Raw genomic sequence first — 22,784 nt, 5'->3', positions numbered from 1 at the left:
GGCGCGTTCTTCAGGTGGAACTCCACCGTGTCGCCCTGGCGCACCCGGATGAAGCTGCCCGGCACGGTGCCGCCGAAGGTCCAGAACGTGTAGCTGACGCCTTCGGAGATCGGCATCTCCTTCTCGATCACTTCCAGCTCGACGATCACCTTCGCCGGGTAGTTGCGGTTGACCGGTGGCGGCACGTGCGGCGGGCTGGTCAGCACCGCGTGGATCGGCTCGCCTTGCGGTGGGCCGAAGTCGCCGCGGACCGATGCGGCGGGAGCACTGCCGGTTGCCGTGGCATCCGTCTTGGCAGCGGCCTGCGGCTTGCCGGAGCAGGCCGCCAGTGTCAGCAACGCGGCGGCCGCGACAACGAGGAGCGGTGTACGTGACATGGGCGATCTCCGTGAGTTCTTGCGCATCCTAGCCTAGGAGATCGCCCGGTCGCGCTACTGACCTGAGTCAATTTGAATGGCTTTGCCGCCCTGCTGCGTCACCCTGCCGCGGTCCGCGCCATGCCCTCAACCGGGTTTGCCGTCCGCCCGCGGAGTCAGGTAGATCCATGCCGAGCGCAGCACCCACGGCAGGAACGCCAGCAGCCAGCCATACGCGGCGATCACCAGCCACAGGTAGACGTCGCCGCCCAGCTCGGCACGGATGCGCAGCAGCGCCACCGCCTGCAGCAGGGCGAAGCACAGCCAGGCCACCGCGCCCATCTGCAGCGGCCGGCCGGAATGGCCCTGGGTCACCCGGGTCACCATCGCCACCAGCATCGAACCGAAAAAACCGATCCCCAGCGCATGCAGCGGCGCACGGCCAAGAATGAGATGCCCACTGGCTGCGTACACCACGTCCTGCACCGCGTACAGCACGAACGCCACCGGCAGCCATGCGAACGCCAGGTGCACTACCGCCAGCAGGCCCGGCCGCATCGCCTTCCACGGTTGCCAGGTCAGCGCATGCCACGCAAACACCACGGCCAGCGGCACGTCCGCCAGCCACAGCCAACCCAGCACACCGCGCCACTCCAGCAGCAGGTGCGCCAGCAGCAGCACCCACACCACCGGCAGGCTCCAGTCCGGACGAACCACTTTGTAACCCGTCACCACGTTGCCGCTGAAGAACGGCAGCATGCGGTGCATCACCGTGAAATAGATCGGCAGCAGCAGGCCGTACGTGCCCAGCTTGATCGCCAGCAGCGCGCAGTCCGCCGGCGCGCCGAACAGATAGGCCAGGAACACCGCCAGCCCCAGGCTGCCCAGGCTCAACGCCGCCAGGCAGGAGCGGGCATGGCCCTTGCGTTCCGCGGTCGAGGCGCGCAGCACCGTCGCCAGTGTCCACACGCCGATCAGGTAGCCGGCCAGCATCACGGCGATGCCGAGCTTCAGCAGCCACGCCAGGTCGAGCAGACCCACGTTCGCCAGCACATAGCCGCCGAATACGCAGCCGGCCACCGGCACGTAGCGCGTCCACGGCAGATCGGGCCGGCCCAGCCAGCGCGGGAACACGGTGAGCAGGAAGCCGAACATGAACAGCGGGAACAGGCCGTACTGGATCAGCATCGCGTGCGCCCAGCCCGGCGGGATCGACGGCTGCGGCCAGCCGGCCAGGCCGAAACGCATCCAGGTCAGCTCCACCGCCCACCACGCCATGCTGAGCAGCACCGCGATGCTGCCGGCCAGGAACAGCGGCCGGTGCGGTGCCGAAGCCAGCAGCGCCGGCAACTCCGCGAGCGTGGCGACCCTGGCTGTCGAGGGGCGGGATGGATCAGACATGCCGAAGCCAACTTGAATGAAAACGATTTGCCATGCTCGCATGTCCGACGGGCGGTGGCATTGACCTGCATCAGGCGGCGCGTGGCGTACGCGGGGCGATTCAGGCAGCGGCAAAACCAGCCGCCCCAGCGCCTGCGGTCGCCGGCATCAATATGCAGTCCGTATGACTCCGGTCAATATCGCGCCGTCTGGGCAAGTCCATCCTGAAATCCTCTTTTGTGGAGGGTTCGCCATGAACAGGCTGAGCGGCAAGGTGGCCATGGTGACCGGTGGATCGGTGGGCATTGGCGCCGCCTGCGCACGCCGGATGGTGGAAGCCGGCGCGCGGGTGGCGATCGTCGACGTGCATGACGGCACGGGGCAGGAACTGGCCGCCGCGCTGGGTGAATCGGCCCGTTACTTCCACGTCGATGTGGCCGTGGAAGCCGACGTGGCGGCGGCGATCAGCGCCACCGTGGCCGCGTTCGGACGGCTGGACGTCCTCGTCAACAACGCCGGCATCGCCGGGCCGAACAAGCCGACCCACGAACTCACCGAGGCCGAATGGGACCGGGTGCAGGCGGTCAACGTGAAGGGCGTGTTCTTCTGCACCAAGCACGCGATCGCACCGCTGCGCGCGGCCGGTGGCGGCAGCATCATCAACTTGTCGTCGATCTACGGCCTGGTCGGTGCGCCCGACCTGCCGCCCTACCATGCGTCCAAGGGCGCGGTGCGCCTGATGAGCAAGACCGACGCGTTGCTGTACGCCGCAGACCGCATCCGGGTCAACTCGATCCATCCCGGCTTCATCTGGACGCCGATGGTCGAGCAGCACATCGCCTCGATGGGCGGCGACCCGGTGCAACACCGGCGCGAGACCGGTGCGCTGCATCCGCTCGGCCACATGGGCGAGCCGGACGACATCGCCTGGGGCGTGGTCTACCTCGCCTCCGACGAGTCGAAGTTCGTGACCGGCAGCGAGCTGGTCATCGATGGCGGCTATACCTGCCGCTGATCATCCCGAGCCATGAGGAGTCCCTATGTTCAAGCACATCCTGCTGCCCACCGACGGTTCCGAACTTTCCCTGCGTGCCGTCGACACCGGCATCGAGCTGGCCGCCAGGCTCGGAGCACGCGTGTATGCGTTCCACGTGATCGCGCCGTTTCCCGCGTCCGTCTATTTCGCCGAATTCGTCGTGGCCAACGAGCCGACCTACACCCAGGAAGCCATTGCCAATGCCGAGCGCTACCTGGCCGACGTGCGCCAGCGCGCGCAGGCCGCCGGGGTGCCCTGCGAGGGCAGCCACGAGATCGACGCGCGACCGTATTCGGCGATCGTCGGCGCTGCCCGCAAGCACCAGTGCGACCTGGTCGTGATGGCCTCGCACGGCTGGCGCGGCTTCGACCGGCTGCTGCTGGGCAGCGAGACGCACAAGGTGATCCTCAACGGCGACGTGCCGGTACTGGTTTGCCGTTGAGCAACACCATCGGCGCGAGCGGCAGCCGGACCGACGCATGAGTGAGGCAAGGCCACCGCCACCGGCCAGCCGCCCCGGGCTTGATCCGGCCGAAGCCGCGCGGCGACTGGCCGAACATGGCCCGAACCTGCTGCCGGGCAGCACGCCCAAGAGCCTGGCCGCGATCGTCGGCGGCGTGCTGACCGAGCCGATGTTCCTGATGCTGCTGGTCGCCGGTGGCCTGTACCTGGCGCTGGGCGACCGCGCCGAGGCGGCGTTCCTGCTGTCGTTCGTGTTCGTGGTCATCGGCATCACGCTGGCGCAGGAGCGCAAGACCCAGCGGGCGCTGGAATCGTTGCGCGAATTGTCCGCCCCGCGCGCGCTGGTGATCCGCGGCGGACAGGAAATCCGCATTCCCGGTCGCGAGGTGGTGATCGGCGACCTGCTGGTCCTGCACGAGGGCGACCGCATCGCCGCCGATGCCGTGCTGCTGGACGGTCACCTGGATGTCAACGAGTCGCTGCTCACCGGCGAGGCGGTGCCGGTCACCAAGCTGCCGGGCAACGATGCCGGCCAGCTGTTCGCCAGCACGGTGGTGACCAAGGGCGTCGGGGTTGCCGAGGTTCACGCTGTCGCCGAATCCACCGCCGTCGGCCGTATCGGCCAGGCGCTCACGTCCACCGTCGAACCGATATCCGGATTGCAGCAGGCCTCGCGCCGGCTGATCCGCAACCTCACCATCGGCGGGCTGCTGCTGGCCACGGCGTATGCGCTGCTCGGCTGGCTGTGGGACGGACACGGCCTGCTGGAGAGCGTGCTGGCCGGCATCGCGCTGACCATGGCGATCCTGCCAGAGGAAATCCCGGTGATCCTCACCGTGTTCCTGGCGCTGGGCGCATGGCGGATCTCGAAGCACAAGGTGCTCACCCGGCGCGTGCCGGCGGTGGAGGCGCTGGGTGCGATCTCGGTGCTGGCGGTCGACAAGACCGGCACGCTGACGCAGAACCGCATGCAGGTCGCCGAGCTGCGCCTGGTCGACGACAGCTGCCACGACGAGAATTCGACCGAGCTGCCCGAACCGTTCCACGAGCTGGTCGAGTTCGCCATGCTGGCCACGCCACTGGATCCGTTCGACCCGATGGAGAAGGCGATCCAGCAGTTCGGATTGCACTGGCTCACCGACACCGAACACGTGCACGCCGCATGGTCGCCCGAGTTCGAGTACGGCCTGTCTCCGGACATTCTGGCGATGACCCGCGTGTTCCGCGGCGATGCGCGCACCCGGCACCTGTTGGCGACCAAGGGCGCGCCGGAGGCGGTGATCGACCTGTGCCACCTGCCCGCCGCCGGCGCCACGACCATCCTGCGCCAGGTCGAAGCCATGGCCGAACGCGGCCTGCGCGTGCTCGGCGTGGCCCGCGGCGAGTGGCAGGGCGCGAGCTGGCCGCGCAGCCAGCACGACTTTGACTTCCGCTTCCTCGGCCTTGTCGGTTTCGTCGACCCGCCGCACCCGGAGGTACCCGCGGCGATCGCCGAATGCCGCACCGCCGGCGTGCGCATCATCATGATGACCGGCGACCACCACGCCACCGCGCGCGCGATCGCCCGTCAGGTGGGTTTGAGCGAACGTGCCGAGGTGATCACCGGCGCGGAAATGGCGACGCTGGACGACGCCGCGTTGCGCGAGCGCCTGCGCCACGTCGACCTGTGCGCACGGCTCAAGCCCGAGCAGAAGCTGCGCCTGGTGCAACTGCTGCGCGAGGGCGGCGAGGTGGTGGCGATGACCGGCGACGGCGTGAACGATGCGCCCGCACTGAAGGCCGCCGACGTCGGCATCGCGATGGGCGAGCGTGGCACCGACGTGGCGCGCGAGGCGGCCGCGCTGGTGCTGCTGGACGACAGCTTCGCCAGCATCGTCAGCGCGATCCGCCAGGGCCGACGCATCTACGACAACATCACCAAGGCCACCCGCTTCGTGTTCGCCGTGCACATGCCGATCATCGCGCTGGCGCTGGTACCGACCCTGCTGCACTGGCCGGTGCTGCTGATGCCGGTGCATATCGTGCTGCTGGAGCTGCTGATCGATCCGGCCTGCTCGGTGGTGTTCGAGGCGGAACCCGCCGCCGATGACATCATGCGACGACCGCCGCGCGCGCCGTCGGACTCCCCGTTCGCCGCCGCCAACCTGCGCTACGCGGTGATCCAGGGACTCGGCTTCGCCGGCATCCTGCTATTTGGCTACAGCCTGCTGCTCGGCCAGGGCCTCGACGCTGCGCAAGGCCGCAGCGCCGTGTTCATCACCCTGGTGTTCGGCCTGTTCCTGCTGACCCTGGCCAACCGCGACCTGTCCCGCCCAGCACTGGCCCGCACGCCTGCGAAAAACCCCTGGCTGCCGCGGATGTTCGGCGGCGTGGCACTGATGTTGGCGGTCGTGATCGGCGTACCCTTTTTCCGCAGCGTGATGGCACTAGCCCTGCCCGGCGTCATCATGCTGGCGGCCGTGGCGGCCATGCTGGGCGTTGCCACGGCATGGCTGGAAGGCCTGCGCCGGCTGGGGCGACGCAGGCACCCACCGTTCGTTTCCGATGTGAGAACACGATGATCATCTACAGCTGCCATGGCGCCGCCAAGCAGGTCACCGGTTCCTGTCACCTGGTCACCTGCAACGAACGGCGCGTGTTGATCGATTGCGGCATGTTCCAGGGCAGCGAGGAGGTCGAGCGGGCCAACGCCGAACCGTTCGGCTTCGACCCGGCCGGCATCGACGTGCTGCTGCTGACGCATGCCCACCTGGACCATTGCGGGCGCATCCCGCTGCTGGTGCGCCAGGGCTTCCGCGGTCGCATCCTCGCCACCGCCGCCACTCGCGAACTGGCACGGGTGGTGATGCTGGATGCGGCCGGCCTGCAGGAAGAGGACGCGCGCCGCGCCCAGCGCAACAACCGCCGCGGCGAGGCAGTGGCGGCGCCGCTGTACACGCTCGACGACGCGCTGCACGCACTAGATTTCTTCGGCCCGGATGTCGGCTACGGCGACACCGTGCCGGTCGTCGACGGCGTCACCGCGTGCTTCCTCGACGCCGGCCACATCCTCGGCTCGGCCTCGGTCCTGCTCGAACTGGATGATGGCCAGCAGCGCCGCAGCATGCTGTTCTCCGGCGACCTCGGCAACCCGGGTCGGCCGCTGCTGCGCGACCCGACGCCCGCACCGGCCGCCGACTACGTGGTGATGGAAAGCACTTACGGCGATCGCCCACACCGCTCGGTGCCCGACTCGGTCGACGAGATGTACCAGGCCATCCGCGAGACTGTGACCCGCCGCGGCAATGTGGTGATCCCCACTTTCGCGCTGGAGCGCACGCAGGAGATCCTCTACTACCTGCACCGCGGCATCCGCGACGGTGCGATCCCGCAACATGTGCGGGTATTCCTGGATTCGCCGATGGCGATCTCCGCCACCGAGATCTTCCGCCGCCACCCGGAATGTTTCGACCAGAATTTCCTGGACGAGCTGCGGCACGGCGATCCGTTCGCCATGCCCGGCCTGCATTTCACCCGCGAGACCAGCGAGTCGATGGCGATCAACAGCATCGACGACGGTGCGGTCATCCTGGCCGGCTCCGGCATGTGCAACGGCGGCCGCGTGCGCCACCACCTCAAGCACAACCTGTGGCGTGAGCGCAGCAGCGTGGTGTTCGTCGGCTATGCCGCCGAGGGCACGCTGGCGCGGCGGATCATCGACGGCGCGGCCAGCGTGCGCGTGTTCAACGAGGAGATCCCGGTGCGCGCGCAGGTGTGGACGATCAACGGCTTCTCCGCGCACGCCGACCAGCCGTCGCTGCTGGCCTGGCTGGGCGATGCACCGCGGCGCAAGGTGTTCCTGGTGCACGGCGAATACGGCCGCGGCATGCAGGCGATGCAGGAGGTACTGACCGCGCGCGGCGTCGCCGTCCAGCTGCCCGGCCTGCACGAGCCGATCAAGATCGACTGAGCCGTGCCGGCAGCATCCGCCGCAGGGTGTCGTCCCGCTTCACGTAGTGGTGCACCAGCGCGGCCGCCGCATGCAGGCCGACCAGGTAGTAGCCGACGGTGCCTATGGTCTCGTGGATGTCCTTCAGCGAACCGGCCAGCGCCTTGTCCGTCCCCACCAGCGCCGGCAGCTGCAGGCCGAAGAACGGGATCGGCTTGCCCGAGGCGCTGAGCGTGAGCCAGCCAAGCAGCGGCATCGCGACCAGGAAGACGTACAGCGCCAGGTGCATCAGCACGGCCAGGCGCTGCTGCCAGACCGGCGGCGCCGGCCGGATCGACGGTGCCGGCCCCGCCATCAGGCGGATCGCCAGCCGCAGCGCGACCAGCGCGAGCACGCACAGGCCGAGCATGAAATGCCAGGTCTTGAGGCCTTCGCGCAGGTCGCTGCCGCGCGGGTAGAACTCGCGCAATTCGATGCAGGCGTATACGGCGGCCAGCAACAGCAGCATCAGCCAGTGCATCGCCATCGACAGCGAGCCGTAACGGTCGGTGGTGTTTTTCCAGTTCATGGGGATCTCTGCAGGTGGAATGTCGGCAACGGCCGGTTCGACGCGATCACACGTTGCTCCGGCTCGTACGCCAGCCTGCGATGAAAGATCGGCGCGCGACTTGATCCCGATCAAATAGACACGGAATTTGTACCTCGCCATGCTATGGTGCGGCCACACGGCCCGGGCTGCCTGCCGGGTTCATGCGAGCCCCTCTCAAGCCCTGCGAGGACGCTGATGGACCCCGGAACCAACGTCCTTGATCTGAGCCAGCTGCGACGCAGTTGCTCGTCCTGTGCCTTGAGCGAACTGTGCCTGCCTGCCGGCATCGGCAACGACGACCTGGAACGGCTGGACACGGCGGTCCGCGACAAGCGCACGCTGGACCGCGGCGGCATGCTGTACCGCGATGGCGACCCGTTCGAGGCGCTCTACGTGGTGCGCTCCGGTTCGCTCAAGACCTTCGTGCTGGACGATTCCGGCGACGTGCAGATCCTCGGCTTCCACCTGCCCGGCGAAATCATCGGCTTCGACGCGCTGGCTTCGAACCAGCACGTCAGCCAGGCCGAGGCACTGGAACGCAGCAGCATCTGCGAGCTGCCCTATGCGCGGCTGCAGCAGGTCACCAGTGAGGTGCCGGCGCTGCACCGGCAGCTGATGCGGGTGATCAGCCGCGAGGTGATCGAGGAACACCGCCACCTGGTGATGATGGGCCGGCAGCAGGCACAGGAACAGCTGGCGATCTTCCTGAAGAGCCTGGCCGACCGTTACCAGCGCCTGCAGCGCGACAGCACCGCGCTCACCCTGTCGATGTCGCGCTACGACATCGCCAACTACCTCGGCCTGGTGGTCGAGACGGTCAGCCGGTTGTTCTCGCGCCTGGAGGAGATGGGCGTGCTCGAGGTCAACCGCAAATCCGTGCGCATCTGCCGCCCCGATCTGCTCGCCGAACTCTGCCGCAGCAGCGGTGTGCCGGCGTCGAAACGGCGCGACGCCGGCTGAGCCTTCCGTGTTCATTCCGGATTGACCGAGGTCAAGTCGAACCGCTATTGGCCGGCGTAGAAATGGACCCTGCAAGGAGCCATGCCGCATTGACTGCCCGTTTCGGCATGGGAATCGACCGCGATTCATCCGCCACGGGAACAGATCATGCCCAACGTCCACCATGCCGACCACGCCCCCACCCCCGCCGCGCCCTTCGGCGCCATCGAGGGAACGCACTGGATCGATACCCTGAACGACGGCAGCCCGGTGCTGATACGCCCGCTGCGCCCGGAGGATCGCCAGCGCGAGACGGACTTCATCAACCGCCTGTCGGAGCAGGCCTGCCGTTTCCGCTTCCTGGGCAACCTGAAGGAAGCGAGCCCGGCCCTGCTCGACCAGCTGATGGACGTCGACTACCAGGATCGCATGGCCTTCGTGGCGCTCGCCCACGACAACGGCGAGTTGCGCGAAGTCGGGGTCAGCCGCTACAGCGCGAGCGGCGACGACAGGCAATGCGAATGCGCGGTGACGGTGGCCGACGACTGGCGCCATCGCGGCCTGGGCGTGCTGCTGATGCGGCGCCTGATCGACATCGCGCGCAAGAACGGTTTCCGCCGGATGTTCTCGATCGACGCCGCCGAGAACGAACCGATGCGCGAGCTGGCCGATTACCTGGGCTTCCGGCGCCGGCTCGATCCGGATGACGCTGCACAAGCCATCCACACCCTCGACTTCTGACCGCCAGCGAACCCCGGACGCTCCACCATGCCAGCCACCGAACAAGCCCGCCCGACGCCGCCCGTGACACGCCCGGGCGATGTCCTCGCACTGGTGACATCAACCAATCCGTGGAGTCCCGCCGCCGAAACCGGCCTCGCGATTGCCGCGCGCTGGGGCAGCAACCTGACGGGCTGCTTCATCGATCCCGCGCTGCGGAAACTCGGCGGTGCCGAAGCCGGCACCGAACCCACCGTGCTCGGCCTGCTGTTTGAGCCGCGAACGGAATTCGCCGACGAGCACGCCGCCTTCGAATCATTCGCGCGGCAGTCCGGCGTGCGCAACGCCGACTGGATCGTCGCCCGGGCCGGCATCGCCCCTACTTTGCGCTGGCTTGGCGCGCGGCACGATCTCGCGGTGATCGAGCGGGACATGGTGCAGGCATCCGGCCTGCTCGACATCCTCGGCGAGGCGATACTCGGCTGCCGCGTGCCCTGCCTGATCCTGCCCCCGCACTGGAACCGGGAAATCCGCTTCGAGCGCATCGTGATCGGCTGCAATGGCAGCATCGAGGCCATCCGCGCGATCCACGCCGCCCTGCCGTTCCTCAAGGCCGCGAAACAAGTGACCCTGGTCGACGGCGATGTGCGCGACGGCGACGAAGGGCATCCGCGCTTCGACCCCTTCGTCTATCTGCTGCGCCACGGCATCACGTCCAGACCCAGCTACGTCCGCGCCTCCTCCGCGATGGCCGGCGAAATCCTGCTGAAGGAAGTCGAAAACATTGGCGCGGACTTGCTGGTGATGGGCGCCTATGGCCGCTCGCGCATGCGCGAACGCGTGTTCGGCGGCGCCACCCGACGCGTGCTGGAAGAAGCCTCCATCCCGGTGCTGATGCAGCATTAGATCCGTATACCCGCACCGGCTGTCAGCGCCTGACCAACCCAGCCAGCGCGGGAACACGGTGAGCAGGAAGCCAAACATGAGCGGGAACAGGCCGTACTGGATCAGCATCGCGTGCGCCCAGTCCGGCAGGATCGGCGCGGCGGCGAGCAGGCGGGGAAGCCCGGCGAAAGCCGAAGGCACGGGGCCGGCGGATTGCGGTTCGCATGCTGGCACGCCGTCCGCGGCGTCCATGGCAAGCATCAAACGAGCCATCGACGTGGTTTCGTCGCACGAATAATGTGATCGCGTCGGCAGATTCGCAACCGGCCTCGCAGGCGTATGCTCGCGAAGCTTCGCCGGGTCACGAAGCGCCCAGGGGAACCCATGACCCACATCGCTGGGGGCAACCGCCCCGAGGGGAACCATCATGAAACGCATGAGTATGTGGCTGCTACCGGCAGTCGCCGTAGTGTGCCTGGGCAGTGTCCAGGCAGCGGCGAAGGACCAGGCGAACATCGTCCGCGATTACACCGACATCGTGGGCCCGGCCGACCAGCAAGCCTACGAGGCTGGCATCAAGAGCTACAACCAGTGCCTGGCCGAGCACGGCTTCAAGTACGCATGGACCAGCTGGGTGCACGAAACCGGCGATGTCTACAGCTATTCCTACGTCTCCGATCCGATGACGTGGGCTGGCTTCGATGCCATGCGCGACGCCGGCAAGGCCTGCGACACCACGTTCAGGACGCAGGTGAACCCGCATCTCAAGAGTGAGACCAGTGTCTTCATGCAGGGCGATGCCGAACTCCGCCACCTGCAGACAGATACATTCGGCACGCCCGCCCTGATCGAGGTCACCTACTTCAAGCTGAAACCAGGCCAGCGCCAGGCATTCATGGATGCCGCCAGGAAGATCTACGCCGCCGCGAAAAAGAGCAAATGGACGGGCTACTCGATGTTGAACGAAGTCGTCGACGGCGGCGATGGCGCACCGGATTTCCTGCTGGTGAGCCCGGCCAAGAACTGGGCCGACCTCGGCAAGGAGATGGATCCGACGTTGTGGAAGATGCTCGAGAACGTCTACGGCAAGGCGGACGCGGATGCGCTGCGCAAGACCGTGCGCGAGGCCACCCAAGAAAGCCCGTCGCACGTCGACAGCTACAACGCGGGGTTGAGCTATCGGCCTTCCGGCAAGTAAGGCAGTCACGATCCGCCCGGGCGACCCGCCATGCGGGTCGCCCGATGGCGCGGAGCCGCGGCAACTTCACTCCGGCAGCAGCGCCTGCCCGATCTCGCGCAGCTTCTTCGGGTTCAGCAGTTCCAGTTCGCGCCCTTCGATTTCGATCAGCTTCTGGCTGCGGAAGCGGCTGAGCACGCGGCTGACGGTTTCCGCGGCCAGGCGCAGGTAGTTCGCGATGTCGCCGCGCGACATGCTGAGATGGAAACGCGTGCCGGAAAAACCGCGCACGGCGTAACGGCCGGCCAGGTCCAGCAGGAACGCGGCGACGCGCTCGTCGGCGCTGTGGTCGCCGGCGAGCAGGCTGGCGGTGCCCAGCTCCTTGCTCAGCATGCGGAACAGATGCTGCTGCACGGCGGGGATGCGCGAGGCCAGCGCGCTCATCGCGGGGAACGAGAAGCGGCAAAAGTAGGCCGTGTCCAGCGCCACCGCGTCGCAGGGGAAATGCTCGGGGTAGATCGCGTTGAGGCCGATCACCTCGCCGGGCAGGTAGAAGCCCAGCACCTGTTCGCGCCCTTCCTTGTCGACCATGCGGGTCTTCACGGTGCCCGCGCGCACGGCGAAGATCGCGCGGAACGGATCGCCGGTGCGGAAGATGTGCTCGCCGGCGCGGAACGGCCCCACGTGCTCGACCAGACACTGCAGCTCGGCCAGCTCCGGCTTGTCGTAGCCGGCCGCGATGCAGGCGCTGGAGAACGCGCAGGTGCCGCAGAAACGCGTCTCGTCGCCGTCGTCGGCCATCGGGCTGCGCGGCTCGGGCAGACGGCCTGCCATGGGCTTGGATTGCATGATGGTGATGGGCTGCCGGGTTGGGGCTGCGTGGATCAGATCACGCGAGAGTAGCGTGGGGCCTGTGCCGCGTCGTCCAGGTAGGCGTCGAAGCACATGGCGATGATACGCAACAGCAACCGCCCCCGCGAGGTCACCCGGATCTCGCGCGGGCTTTCCACGACCAACCCATCCTCGATCAGCGGTACCAGGCGCTGCCGCTCGCGCACGAAGTATTCGTCGAACAGCAGCCGGTGGCGCGAGCCGAACGCCCGCTTGTCCAGCGTGCCATGGCACATCAGTTCGTTGATCAGTTCACGCCGGATCAGGTCGTCCTCGTCCAGTTGCAGGCCGCGCATCAGCGGCAGGCGGCCGGCGTCCAGCGCCGCGTAGTAGCCGATCAGGTCGCGTGCATTCTGGCTGTAGCTGTCGCCGATGCGGCCGATCGCGCTGACGCCGAGGCCGACGATGTCGCAGTCGCCATGCGTCGAGTAACCCTGGAAGTTGCGCTGCAGCGTGCCGGCACGCTGCGCCAGCACCAGTTCGTCGCTGGCCCTGGCGAAATGGTCCATGCCGATGTAGACGTAACCGGCCGCCGACAGGTGCTCCAGCGCGCGGCCGAACAGCGCCAGCCGGGTGGCCGCATCGGGCAGGTCGGTGGCGTCGATCTGCCGCTGCGCCTTGAACATCTCCGGCAGATGCGCGTAGCCGTACACCGCCACGCGATCCGGGTTCAGCGCCACCACCTGGTCCAGCGTGCGGCTGAAGCCGTCCACGCTTTGCAACGGCAGGCCGTAGATCAAGTCGACGCTGGCCGAACGGAAGCCCGAGGCCCGCGCCGCCTCGATCACCTCGCGGGTCTGCTCGAAGCTCTGGATCCGGTTCACCGCTTTCTGCACCAGCGGATCGAAATCCTGGATACCCACCGAGATACGGTTGAAGCCCAGCTCGCCCAGGTTGCGGATGTAGACGCCGTCGGCGAAGCGCGGGTCGATCTCGATGCCGTACTCGCGATCCGCCGCGTGGCTGAAGCTGAAATGTCGCGCCAGCGATTCCAGCAGCTCGCCCATGTGCGCGGCATCGAGGAAGTTCGGCGTGCCGCCGCCGAAGTGCAGCTGGCGCACCGGCCGGTCGCGGTCGAACAGCGGCGCGATCAGCTCGATCTCGCGGTACAGCCGTTCCAGGTAGCGGTCGGCCTGGGTCACGTCGCGGGTGATCACCCGGTTGCAGCCGCAGTAGAAGCATGGGCTCATGCAGAACGGCACGTGCACGTACAGCGACAGCGGTCGCGGGATCGGCTCCTCGTTGGAGGCGCGGATCACCTCGCGCAAGGCTGCCTCGTCGAACTCGGCCTTGAACTGCGGCGCCGTCGGGTAACTGGTGTAGCGCGGCCCGGCCACGTCGTAGCGGGCGATCAGCGCCGGGTCGAACTCGGGAGGTGTGATGGGAATGGCCATGGCAGCGAGTCTGTCGGCGCCACCGCCTGCCCGCATTGATCCGGATCAAGTCGCGCAGCTGTTGCGGCGACCTGCCGCAGCCCCGATTCCCGCGGGGCTCCGACGCGTTTCAGCGGCTGTACGGCTCGATCCGCTGCTCGATCGAGCCGAAGATCGAGGCGCCGGCGGCATCGGTGACGTCGATCTTCAGGCGGTCGCCGAACTTCAGGAACGGCGTGCTGGGATGGCCGTCGCGCAGGGTTTCCACCGTGCGCTGCTCGGCCAGGCAGGAGGCGCCCTTGCCGGTGTCCTCGTTGGCGATGGTGCCGGAGCCGACGATGGTGCCGGCGGTGAGCGGGCGCGTCTTCGCCACGTGGGCGACCAGCTCGGCGAAGCTGAACTGCATGTCGACGCCGCACTCGGCCTCGCCGAACCAGGCGCCGTTCAACCAGGTGCGCATCGGCAGGTGCAGCTTGTCGCCCTGCCAGGCGTCGCCCAGTTCGTCCGGCGTCACCAGCACCGGCGACAGCGCGGAGCGCGGCTTGGACTGCAGGAAGCCGAAGCCCTTGGCCAGCTCGCCCGGAATCAGCCCGCGCAGGCTGACGTCGTTGACCAGGCCGACCAACTGGATGTGTTCGGACGCCTGCGCCGGCGTCGCCGCCATCGGCACGTCGTCGGTGACCACCACCACCTCGGCTTCCAGGTCGATGCCGTAGTCCTCGCTGGGTACCACGACCGGATCGCGCGGCCCGAGGAAACCGGCGCTGGTGGCCTGGTACATCAACGGATCGGTGTAGAACGACTTCGGCACCTCGGCGCCGCGGGCGCGGCGCACGCGCTCGACGTGCGGCAGGTAGGCCGAGCCGTCGACGAATTCATAGGCGCGCGGCAAGGGCGAGGCCAGCGCGGCCATGTCCAGCGCGAACGCGCCCGCCGCCGAGCCGGTGTTCAATTCATCGGACAGCGCATTGAGCCGCGGCGCGGTATTCGACCAGTCGTCCAGCGCCGCCTGCAGTGTCGCCGCGATCGCGCTCGCCTTCACTGCACGGGAAAGATCGCGGCTGACCACGACCAGCGTGCCGTCGCGGCCGCCTTCCTTGAGACTTGCGAGTTTCATTGGATACTCCGGATTGGCAGATCTACAGGCTTTTCTGAAAAGTCCGCCATGGATGGCGGTTTTATTCTTCGCCGTCAGGGAGGACGGCATCAATCAACCGCAACCTTCCACGTAATCGACCTGCGGCGGCACACCCACGCGCCACCGCGTTATCTTGCCCTGCGCATCGGTTTCGAACAGCAGCACGCCGTTATTCCCAGGCGCAGTGATGCGCAGGTATTTTGCGCCAGCGACGTACTTGTGCGGCTGCGCTTCGACGCGTGCGCCGTATAGCGCGCGGATCTGCGCCTCGTCCATGCCGACCTTGCCGCCACCGGGCGCGGCTTCCTTGGTGGTGCCGACGTCGTAGCGCACGAAGCGGCCGCCTTCGAACATGAAGGCGAAATCCGCCGACCGCTTCACCCACTTCGGTGTCTTGTAAAAACAGGTCGAACCCTGCCCCGGCGCACCTTTCAGTTCACCGCCCCAGGCCTGCTCGAATGCCGCCTCGTCGATGCCGAAACGCATGTCGCCGTAGCCGTCGTAGCGCGCCATCGTATCGGAGTCGACTGTTGTCGGTGTACTCGCGGCGGCTACCGGCACGGCCACCGCAGCCGTGGAGGCGGGTGGTGGGATCGATGGCGCCGACGGGTCGCTCTGGCTGCATGCGGCCAGCACCAGCGCTGCCGCCACGATCAACAGCTGGCGCTTCACGCCTTGCTGTCCGCATCGAAATGCTTCGCGATGCCCTGCCAGCATTCGTAGTAATTGCCCTGCAGTTGCGGCGCGTCCAGTGCCTGCTGCGTGGGACGGATCACCTTGCGCGTCTCGAACATGAAAGCCATGGTGCCGCCGATCACGTCCGGCTTCGCCAGGTCGGCGTTCGAGGCTTTCTCGAACGTGGCCGCGTCCGGGCCGTGCCCGCTCATGCAGTTGTGCAGCGAGGCTCCGCCGGGCACGAAGCCCTCGGCCTTGGCGTCGTACACGCCGGCGATCAGGCCCATGAACTCGCTGGCCACGTTGCGGTGGAACCACGGCGGCCGGAACGTGTGCTGCGCCACCAGCCAGCGCGGCGGGAAGATCGCGAAATCCACGTTGGCCGTGCCGACGGTGTCGCTGGGCGAAGTCAGCACGGTGAAGATCGACGGATCGGGATGGTCGTAGCTGATCGAGCCGATCGTGTTGAAACGGCGCAGGTCGTACTTGTACGGCGCGTAGTTGCCGTGCCAGCCGACCACGTCCAGCGGCGAGTGGCCGATCTTCGCGGACCACAGCGCGCCCTGGAACTTCGCGACCAGCTCGAACGCGCCTTCGACGTCCTCGTACGCCGCCACGGGAGTCAGGAAGTCGCGCGCGTTGGCCAGGCAGTTCGAGCCGATCGGGCCGAGATCCGGCAGGCGCAGCAGCGCGCCGAAGTTCTCGCAGACGTAACCGCGGGCCGCCTCATCGGGCAGGTCGACGCGAAAGCGCACGCCGCGCGGAATCACCGCGATCTCCTGCGGTTCGACTTCGATCACGCCAAGCTCGGTGGCCAGCCGCAGCCGGCCCTGCTGCGGCACGATCAGCAGCTCGCCGTCGGCGTCGTAGAAGAACCGCCCCTGCATCGAGCGATTGGCCGCATACACGTGGATGCCGACGCCGGCCTGCTCGGCCGGCCCGCCGTTGCCGGCCAGGGTGACCAGGCCGTCGACGAAGTCGGTCGGCGCGGACGGCAGCGGCAGCGGGTCCCAACGCAGCTGGTTCGGCGTGGCCGGGGCTTCGTCGAAACGGTTGTGGAACGCGGCATGCCCCAGCGGCTGGAACGGCTGGTGCACCGCCGCCGGACGGATCCGGTACAACCAGCTGCGCCGATTCGCGTGCCGCGGCGCGGTGAACGCGGTGCCGGACAACTGCTCCGCATACAGGCCGTGCGCTACCCGCTGCGGCGAGTTCTGCCCCCTTGGCAAGGTGCCTGGAATGGCCTCGCTGGCGAACTCGTTGCCGAAACCGGATTGGTAACCGTCGCTGATCATCGCCATGGAGACTGCTCCTTACAGGAACCCGCGCTTCATCTGGTCGCGCTCGATCGACTCGAACAGCGCCTGGAAGTTGCCCTCGCCGAAGCCTTCGTTGCCCTTGCGCTGGATGATCTCGAAGAAGATCGGGCCGATCGCGTTCTGGGTGAAGATCTGCAGCAGCTTGCGCTGCTTGGTTTCGAGATCGGCATCGATCAGGATCTTGTTCTTCGCCAGCCGCGCCACGTCTTCGCCATGATTGGGCACGCGCTCGTCGATCACCTCGAAATACGCGTCCGGCGTGTCGAGGAATTCCACGCCGGCTTCGCGCATCTTCTCGACCGTAGCGTAGATGTCGTCGGTGAAGCAGGCGATGTGCTGGATGCCTTCGCCGTGATACGCGTCGAGGTACTCGTTGATCTGGCTCTTCGGGTCGTTCGACTCGTTCAGCGGAATGCGTACGATGCCGTCCGGCGCGGTCATCGCCTTCGACACCAGGCCGGTCTTGACGCCCTTGATGTCGAAGTAGCGGATTTCGCGGAAGTTGAACAGCTTCTCGTAGTAGTCCGACCACTTCTGCATGTTGCCGAAGTACAGGTTGTGGGTCAGGTGGTCGATGAAGGTCAGGCCGAAGCCCGCCGGGTTCTGCTCGGCGCCCGGGATGGCCTCGTAATCGGCGTCGTAGATGCTGCCGGCGCTGCCGTAGCGGTCGACCAGGTACAGCATGCAGTCGCCGATGCCCTTGATCACCGGCGCATTCACCGCCTTGCTCGCCTCCTTGTGGCCGATCGCTTCGCCGCCGTTGCCGAGCACGGCGGCAAGCACGTCCCCGGCCGGCTTCTTGAAGCGGATCGCGAAGCCGCAGGCGCTGGGGCCGTGCTGCGCGGCGAAGTCGGCGGCGAACGAATCCGGGTCCTCGTTGAGCAGGAAGTTCACGCCGTTCTGCCGGTACACGGTGATCGGCCGCGTCCTGTGCCTGAGCACGGCGCTGAAACCCATGCGCTTGAACAGGTCGTGCAGCTCGTTGGCGCGGCCGGCCGGGGCGGCGAACTCGACGAATTCGAAGCCGTCGATGCCCATCGGGTTCTCGAACGTGGTGACCTGCATGCCAAGATTCGGCTGGGCGTTCATGGCGCTCTCCTGTCTGTCGGTGCACGATGGCAGCGCGTGAGCGTGCCACCATCGGGGTAATCCCCACGTTATAGTTTCAGATGAAACCATTTGCAAGGAACACCGCCGCAATGCCCGCCAAGCGCAAGCACGCCCCCGCCACTGCCGAGCACGCCCCGCTGCAGTTGGAGCACTTCCTGCCGTACCGCCTGTCGATCCTGTCCAACACGATCAGCCAGGCCATCGCCGACGACTACCAGAGCCGCCACGACATCTCGATGACCGAATGGCGGGTGATGGCCGTATTGGCGCGCTACGCCGGCCTGTCGGCGCGCGAGGTGGCCGAGCGCACCGCGATGGACAAGGTGGCGGTGAGCCGGGCGTTGGCGCGGCTGGTCGAGGCCGGCCGGGTCGACCGCGCGGTGCACGACAACGACAAGCGCCGCTCGGTGCTCAACCTCAGCGACGCCGGCTGGGCGATCCACGACGAAGTCGCGCCGATGGCCCGGGCGCGCGAGCGCGAGGTGCTGGCGAAGCTCGATGCGGAAGAACGGGTATGGCTCACGCGCATCCTGGACAAGCTGCTGGAGCAGAAGTGAGTCAGGAGAAGCGAGTGGCCTCCCTCTTGTTTCTCACTCCTCGCTCCACTCGGTACTGCCTTCAACGCACCCCGTGCATCAACTTGTTGATCAGCGGTGAGACCGCCAGCAGCAGCACGCCGGCACCGGCCAGCAACCAGAAGCTGAAGGTGAAACCGTCCAGCGCCGAGGCGGCGGTCATGCCGCTTTCCCCGCTGATGCGGCCCGCCAGCAGGCCGGACAGGTTGCCGCCCACCGCCAGCGACAGGAACCAGCCGCCCATCGCCAGGCCAACCAGCCGCGGCGGCGCCAGCTTGGTCACCATCGACAAGCCGATCGGCGACAGGCACAGCTCGCCTACGGTCTGCAGCACGTAGCACAGCACCAGCGGCCAGAACGGGATCAGCCCGTGGCTGTCGAGCAGGTGCGACAAGGCGTACATCAGCACCGCGAAGCCCAGCCCGTTGAAGACCAGCCCCAAGCCAAACTTGCGCGGGATCGACGGCTCGCGGCGGCGCGCCGCCAGCAGGCCCCAGACCACGGTGACGAGTGGTGCGAGCAGCAGGATCGCCAGCGGGCTCACCGACTGGAACCAGCCCACCGGGAACACCCAGCCGCCGAACATCTCGCGGTCGACCAGGTTCGCCGCGAGGAAATTGAACGACGTGCCGAGTTGGAAGTAGAACATCCAGAACAGGATGTTGAAGGCGAAGATCACCAGCATCGCCACCACGCGATCCACCTGCACCCGGCCGTGCTTCAGCGCCTCGACCAGCAGCATCGCGGCGACACCGGCGAACAGCACGCCCAGCATCCACGACAATCCCGTGGTGACGAACGCCAGCAGCAGATACACCAGCGGCACCGCCACCACCACGCCGAGCAGCACCCACACCACGCGCATCCGGCTGGCGGCTTCCGGTGCAGGACGGCCCACGCCCTGCAGGCCGCGCCGACCGAACCAGAACCACAGCAGGCTGAGCAGCATGCCGACGCCGGCGGCGCCGAACACGATGCGGTAATTCTGCTGCATCGGCGTGTCGGTGAAATAACCGGCCATCCAGCCGGTCAGCAGCGGCGCCAGCAGTGCACCCCCGTTGATGCCCATGTAAAACAGGGTGAAGCCGCGATCGCGGCGCGGGTCGTCGCGTCCATACAACTGCCCGACCATGGTGGAGATGTTCGGCTTGAACAGCCCATTGCCGACGATCACCATCGCCAACCCGGCCAGGAAGAGCCCGCGGCTGGGCAGCATCACCGCGAACAGGCCCAGCGCCATCACCAGCGCACCGATCAGGATCGAACGCTGGTAGCCGATGACCTTGTCCGCCACGTAGCCGCCGAAGATGCTGGAGGCGTAGATCAGCGCGGTATACGCGCCGAAGATGCTGCTGGCCCAGGCCTGGCCGGACGGATCGCCGTTGTAGAAGTGCGCCACGATGTACAGCGCCAGCGCCCAGCTCACGCTGTAGAACGCGAAGCGCTCCCAGAACTCGGTCATGAACAGCATCCACAACGGCCGCGGATGGCCGAGCAGTTGCGGGTAATCGGGCGTCGATACAGTGTCGCCGGTGGCGCTGGTCTGGCTCATGCAATCCTCTCGTCGGCATGCGTCAGGCAGCCGCAAGCGCCCAGATGTAACCGGGCGCCGGCATCCGCGTCAATCATGGAACGGGATTCGGGATTCGGGAATGGGGATTCGTGAAGAGCAAGAAGCTCGCACCTCCGCCGCTTTTCCGAATCCCGAATCCCGAATCACAAATCCCGGTTATCTGACCCCGTGCATCAGCTTGTTGATCAGCGGCGCGATCAGGAACAGCACAATGCCGCCGCCGAGCAGGATCCAGAAGCCCATGGTGTAGCCGGACAGCGCCGAGTCCACGGTCATGCCGGTTTCGCCGCTGACGTGGCCGGCGAACAGTCCGGCCAGGTTGTTGCCGATCGCGGTGGACAGGAACCAGCCGCCCATGCCCAGCCCCACCAGCCGCACCGGCGCCAGCTTGGTCACCATCGACAGGCCGATCGGCGACAGGCACAACTCACCCGAGGTCTGCAGCACGTAGCACAGCACCAATGTCCACAGCGGAATCATGCCACTGCTGTCGACCAGGCTGGACAACGCGTACATCAGCACCGCAAAACCCAGCGCGTTGCCGATCAGGCCCAGGCCGAACTTGCGCGGGATCGACGGCTCGATGCGGCGCTTGTCCAGCCATGCCCACACCAGGGTGACCAACGGCGCCAGCAGCACGATCGCCACCGGATTGACCGACTGGAACCAGCCGATCGGGAACTCCCAGCCACCGAACATCTGTCGATCGACGATGTGCTGCGCGAGGAAGTTGAACGAGCTGCCGGCCTGCTCGAAGAACATCCAGAACAGCACGTTGAACACGAAGATGATCAGCATCGCGATCACCCGCTGGATCTGCACGCGGCCGGTGCGGATCGCCTCCACCACCAGCATCACGCCCACACCGAGGAACAACGCGGTCAGCAGCCACTGCAACACCACCGCGCCGGCGCGATCCATCAGCAGGTACACCAGCGGAATCGCCACCAGCACGCCCAGCGCGACATACACCACGCGCATCGGGTTGGCGATTTCCGGCGCCGGCATGCCGATGGAGCCAAGCTGGCGGCGGCCGAACCAGAACCACACCAGGCTGATCAACATGCCCACGCCGGAGGCTGCGAACACCACGTGGTAATTCTGATGCCCGGGCGTGCCGAACACCTTGGTCGCCAGCATGCTGGTCAGCACCGGTGCGATCAGCGCACCGGCATTGATGCCCATGTAGAACAGGGTGAAGCCGCGGTCGCGGCGCGAATCGCCCGACGCATACAACTGCCCGACCATCGAGGAAATATTCGGCTTGAACAGGCCATTGCCGACAATGACCGTGGCCAGCCCGAGCATGAAAATCTCGTGCTGCGGCACCATCACCATGAACAGGCCGGCCGCCATCACCACCGCGCCGAGCAGGATCGAGCGCTGGTAGCCGAGGATCTTGTCGGCCACGTAGCCGCCGAACACCGCAGTGGCGTAGACCAGCGCCAGGTAGGCGCCGTAGGTGCGGCTGGCATCCGCCTGGCCGGCATCGTTGCCGTCGTAGAACTGGGCCACGATGTACAGCGTGAGCGCCCAACGCATGCCGTAGAACGCAAAGCGCTCCCAGAACTCCGACATGAACAGCATCCACAGCGGGCGCGGATGCCCGAGCAGCTGCGGGTAATCGGGTACCGGCGAGGCGTCGCCGGAGAGTGTGGTGTTGCCCATGCCTGACCCCTGTTTCGTCGGCTGATCGAAAAATCTTGCGAGGGCCAGATGTAACCGCAGGCTGCGCGCCCGTCAAATGCGCTGCAGCACGAGCCGCTGGCGGCTCAGCTGCCCAGCACGGTGCGCACGTCGAGCAACTCGGGGAAGAATTCCAGGTCGAGCGCCTTCTTCAGGAAGCTCACCCCGGACGAACCGCCGGTGCCGCGACGATGGCCGATGATCCGCTCCACCGTCTTCATGTGGCGGAAGCGCCACAGCTGGAAGCTTTCCTCCACATCCACCAGCTGCTCGCACATGTGGTACTCCGGCCAGAACTCCGCGCGCTGTTCGTAGATGCGCTTGAGCACCGGCAGCAGTGCCTCGTTGCGCCGGTAGGCCTGGGTCCAGTCGCGCTGCAGCAGCTCGGCCGGCACCGCATGGCCGCGCCGCGCCAGATAGCGCAGGAATTCGTCGTACAGGCTGGGCGCTTCCAGCACCGCACGCAACTCGGCCTGCGCGGCCGGATCGTGCGCGAACACCTTGAGCATGCCGGCATTCTTGTTGCCGAGAAGGAACTCGATCTGGCGATACTGCAGCGACTGGAAGCCCGACGACGGCCCCAGCACGCCGCGGAACTCCAGGTACTCCGACGGCGTCAGCGTCTCCAGCACCGCCCACTGCTCGAACAGCTGGCGCTGCACCTGCTTCACCCGCGCCAGGATCTTCAGGCAGGCATCGATGTCGTCCGCCTGCAGATGCGTCACCGCCGCCTTCAACTCGTGGATCAGCAGCTTCATCCACAGCTCGGACACGTGGTGCTGCACGATGAACAGCATCTCGTCGTGATGCGGCGGCTGGCTCAACGGCTGCTGTGCGGACAGCAACGTATCGAGGTGCAGATAGCCGCCGTACGTCATCTGCCCGTTGAGATCGGTCTGGATGCCCGCTTCGAGATCGCGCTGGTTGTCGCTCATGCTGTTCCGTCACGTATTCGGAAAAGCCTCATGGTAA

At 66.9% G+C, this 22,784-nt stretch carries 20 protein-coding genes and 2 pseudogenes; 9 read left to right on the top strand and 13 right to left on the bottom strand.

Annotated elements, in window-relative coordinates; all coding sequences use genetic code 11:
* Positions 1 to 377: pseudogene (locus ABIE04_RS17330) on the bottom strand (copper-containing nitrite reductase); the annotation flags it as partial.
* A 126-nt stretch (positions 378 to 503) separates the two neighbouring features.
* Complete coding sequence (locus ABIE04_RS17325; RefSeq protein ID WP_354553090.1) at positions 504 to 1,757, bottom strand: NnrS family protein; 1,254 nt, start codon at positions 1,755 to 1,757, stop codon at positions 504 to 506.
* A gap of 232 nt (positions 1,758 to 1,989) precedes the next feature.
* Between ABIE04_RS17325 and ABIE04_RS17320 the strand changes: the two genes are divergently transcribed.
* The 4 genes from ABIE04_RS17320 to ABIE04_RS17305 are packed head-to-tail and all read left to right on the top strand — an operon-like array spanning position 1,990 to position 7,183.
* Positions 1,990 to 2,751 carry a glucose 1-dehydrogenase gene (locus ABIE04_RS17320; protein ID WP_354553088.1) on the top strand — a complete coding sequence of 254 codons (762 nt, stop codon included), beginning with the start codon at positions 1,990 to 1,992 and terminating at the stop codon, positions 2,749 to 2,751.
* A gap of 25 nt (positions 2,752 to 2,776) precedes the next feature.
* A complete protein-coding gene (locus ABIE04_RS17315) occupies positions 2,777 to 3,214 on the top strand; it encodes a universal stress protein (protein WP_354553086.1) in 438 nt (145 codons plus the stop codon).
* 37 nt (positions 3,215 to 3,251) lie between these two features.
* Positions 3,252 to 5,795: a cation-translocating P-type ATPase gene (locus ABIE04_RS17310; protein WP_354553084.1), complete on the top strand. Its 2,544-nt coding sequence runs from the start codon at positions 3,252 to 3,254 to the stop codon at positions 5,793 to 5,795.
* On the top strand, positions 5,792 to 7,183 hold the full coding sequence (locus ABIE04_RS17305; RefSeq protein WP_354553082.1) for an MBL fold metallo-hydrolase: 1,392 nt from the start codon (positions 5,792 to 5,794) through the stop codon (positions 7,181 to 7,183). Before ABIE04_RS17310 ends, ABIE04_RS17305 begins: the two co-directional genes overlap by 4 nt.
* Here ABIE04_RS17305 and ABIE04_RS17300 read toward each other — a convergent pair.
* A complete protein-coding gene (locus ABIE04_RS17300; RefSeq protein ID WP_354553080.1) occupies positions 7,170 to 7,730 on the bottom strand; it encodes a cytochrome b in 561 nt (186 codons plus the stop codon). The genes ABIE04_RS17305 and ABIE04_RS17300 overlap by 14 nt on opposite strands.
* Positions 7,731 to 7,946: 216 nt before the next feature.
* Here ABIE04_RS17300 and ABIE04_RS17295 point away from each other — a divergent pair, with 216 nt between their 5' ends.
* The 3 genes from ABIE04_RS17295 (at position 7,947) to ABIE04_RS17285 (ending at position 10,316) form a co-directional block, all read left to right on the top strand.
* Entirely contained in the window at positions 7,947 to 8,711 is a 765-nt protein-coding gene (locus ABIE04_RS17295; protein ID WP_354553078.1) for a cyclic nucleotide-binding domain-containing protein, read from the top strand.
* A gap of 147 nt (positions 8,712 to 8,858) precedes the next feature.
* Positions 8,859 to 9,431: a GNAT family N-acetyltransferase gene (locus tag ABIE04_RS17290; RefSeq protein WP_354553076.1), complete on the top strand. Its 573-nt coding sequence runs from the start codon at positions 8,859 to 8,861 to the stop codon at positions 9,429 to 9,431.
* A 27-nt stretch (positions 9,432 to 9,458) separates the two neighbouring features.
* Positions 9,459 to 10,316 (top strand): universal stress protein, encoded by an 858-nt coding sequence (locus ABIE04_RS17285; RefSeq protein ID WP_354553073.1) that lies wholly within the window; start codon positions 9,459 to 9,461, stop codon positions 10,314 to 10,316.
* A gap of 36 nt (positions 10,317 to 10,352) precedes the next feature.
* Here the strand turns inward: ABIE04_RS17285 and ABIE04_RS17755 are convergent.
* A pseudogene (locus ABIE04_RS17755) lies at positions 10,353 to 10,547 on the bottom strand (hypothetical protein); the annotation flags it as partial.
* A gap of 175 nt (positions 10,548 to 10,722) precedes the next feature.
* Here ABIE04_RS17755 and ABIE04_RS17280 point away from each other — a divergent pair.
* Positions 10,723 to 11,493 carry a hypothetical protein gene (locus ABIE04_RS17280; RefSeq protein WP_354553071.1) on the top strand — a complete coding sequence of 257 codons (771 nt, stop codon included), beginning with the start codon at positions 10,723 to 10,725 and terminating at the stop codon, positions 11,491 to 11,493.
* Between the two features lie 66 nt (positions 11,494 to 11,559).
* On the opposite strand, the gene ABIE04_RS17275 is transcribed toward ABIE04_RS17280, so the two are convergent.
* The 6 genes from ABIE04_RS17275 to hppD all read right to left on the bottom strand — a co-directional run bounded on the left by ABIE04_RS17275 (position 11,560) and on the right by hppD (position 17,957).
* Positions 11,560 to 12,321, bottom strand: coding sequence for a helix-turn-helix domain-containing protein (locus ABIE04_RS17275; RefSeq protein ID WP_354553069.1), 762 nt, complete (start codon positions 12,319 to 12,321; stop codon positions 11,560 to 11,562).
* A gap of 35 nt (positions 12,322 to 12,356) precedes the next feature.
* Positions 12,357 to 13,757, bottom strand: coding sequence for an oxygen-independent coproporphyrinogen III oxidase (gene hemN, locus ABIE04_RS17270; protein ID WP_354553067.1), 1,401 nt, complete (start codon positions 13,755 to 13,757; stop codon positions 12,357 to 12,359).
* Between the two features lie 109 nt (positions 13,758 to 13,866).
* A complete protein-coding gene (locus ABIE04_RS17265) occupies positions 13,867 to 14,853 on the bottom strand; it encodes a fumarylacetoacetate hydrolase family protein (protein WP_354553065.1) in 987 nt (328 codons plus the stop codon).
* Between the two features lie 93 nt (positions 14,854 to 14,946).
* On the bottom strand, positions 14,947 to 15,546 hold the full coding sequence (locus tag ABIE04_RS17260; RefSeq protein WP_354553062.1) for a lectin: 600 nt from the start codon (positions 15,544 to 15,546) through the stop codon (positions 14,947 to 14,949).
* Positions 15,543 to 16,850 carry a homogentisate 1,2-dioxygenase gene (gene hmgA, locus ABIE04_RS17255; RefSeq protein ID WP_354553060.1) on the bottom strand — a complete coding sequence of 436 codons (1,308 nt, stop codon included), beginning with the start codon at positions 16,848 to 16,850 and terminating at the stop codon, positions 15,543 to 15,545. Before hmgA ends, ABIE04_RS17260 begins: the two co-directional genes overlap by 4 nt.
* A 12-nt stretch (positions 16,851 to 16,862) precedes the next feature.
* Positions 16,863 to 17,957, bottom strand: a complete 1,095-nt coding sequence (gene hppD / locus ABIE04_RS17250) for a 4-hydroxyphenylpyruvate dioxygenase (RefSeq protein WP_354553058.1) — start codon at positions 17,955 to 17,957, stop codon at positions 16,863 to 16,865.
* 110 nt (positions 17,958 to 18,067) lie between these two features.
* Here hppD and ABIE04_RS17245 point away from each other — a divergent pair, with 110 nt between their 5' ends.
* The gene (locus tag ABIE04_RS17245) at positions 18,068 to 18,535 is read left to right on the top strand and encodes a MarR family winged helix-turn-helix transcriptional regulator (RefSeq protein ID WP_354553056.1); all 468 of its coding nucleotides are present in this window, start codon (positions 18,068 to 18,070) and stop codon (positions 18,533 to 18,535) included.
* Between the two features lie 61 nt (positions 18,536 to 18,596).
* On the opposite strand, the gene ABIE04_RS17240 is transcribed toward ABIE04_RS17245, so the two are convergent.
* From ABIE04_RS17240 to kynA, 3 genes are all read right to left on the bottom strand, one after another.
* Positions 18,597 to 20,105 (bottom strand): peptide MFS transporter, encoded by a 1,509-nt coding sequence (locus tag ABIE04_RS17240; protein WP_354553054.1) that lies wholly within the window; start codon positions 20,103 to 20,105, stop codon positions 18,597 to 18,599.
* A 177-nt stretch (positions 20,106 to 20,282) separates the two neighbouring features.
* Positions 20,283 to 21,794 carry a peptide MFS transporter gene (locus tag ABIE04_RS17235; protein ID WP_354553052.1) on the bottom strand — a complete coding sequence of 504 codons (1,512 nt, stop codon included), beginning with the start codon at positions 21,792 to 21,794 and terminating at the stop codon, positions 20,283 to 20,285.
* 104 nt (positions 21,795 to 21,898) lie between these two features.
* A complete protein-coding gene (kynA, locus tag ABIE04_RS17230) occupies positions 21,899 to 22,747 on the bottom strand; it encodes a tryptophan 2,3-dioxygenase (protein ID WP_354553050.1) in 849 nt (282 codons plus the stop codon).
* Positions 22,748 to 22,784: the final 37 nt, after the last annotated feature.

It is taken from the genome of Rhodanobacter soli (assembly GCF_040548735.1).
Lineage (GTDB): Bacteria > Pseudomonadota > Gammaproteobacteria > Xanthomonadales > Rhodanobacteraceae > Rhodanobacter > Rhodanobacter soli_A.
Note: the sequence above shows the minus strand (reverse complement) of the source record. Positions and strands in the feature narration are given on the sequence as shown.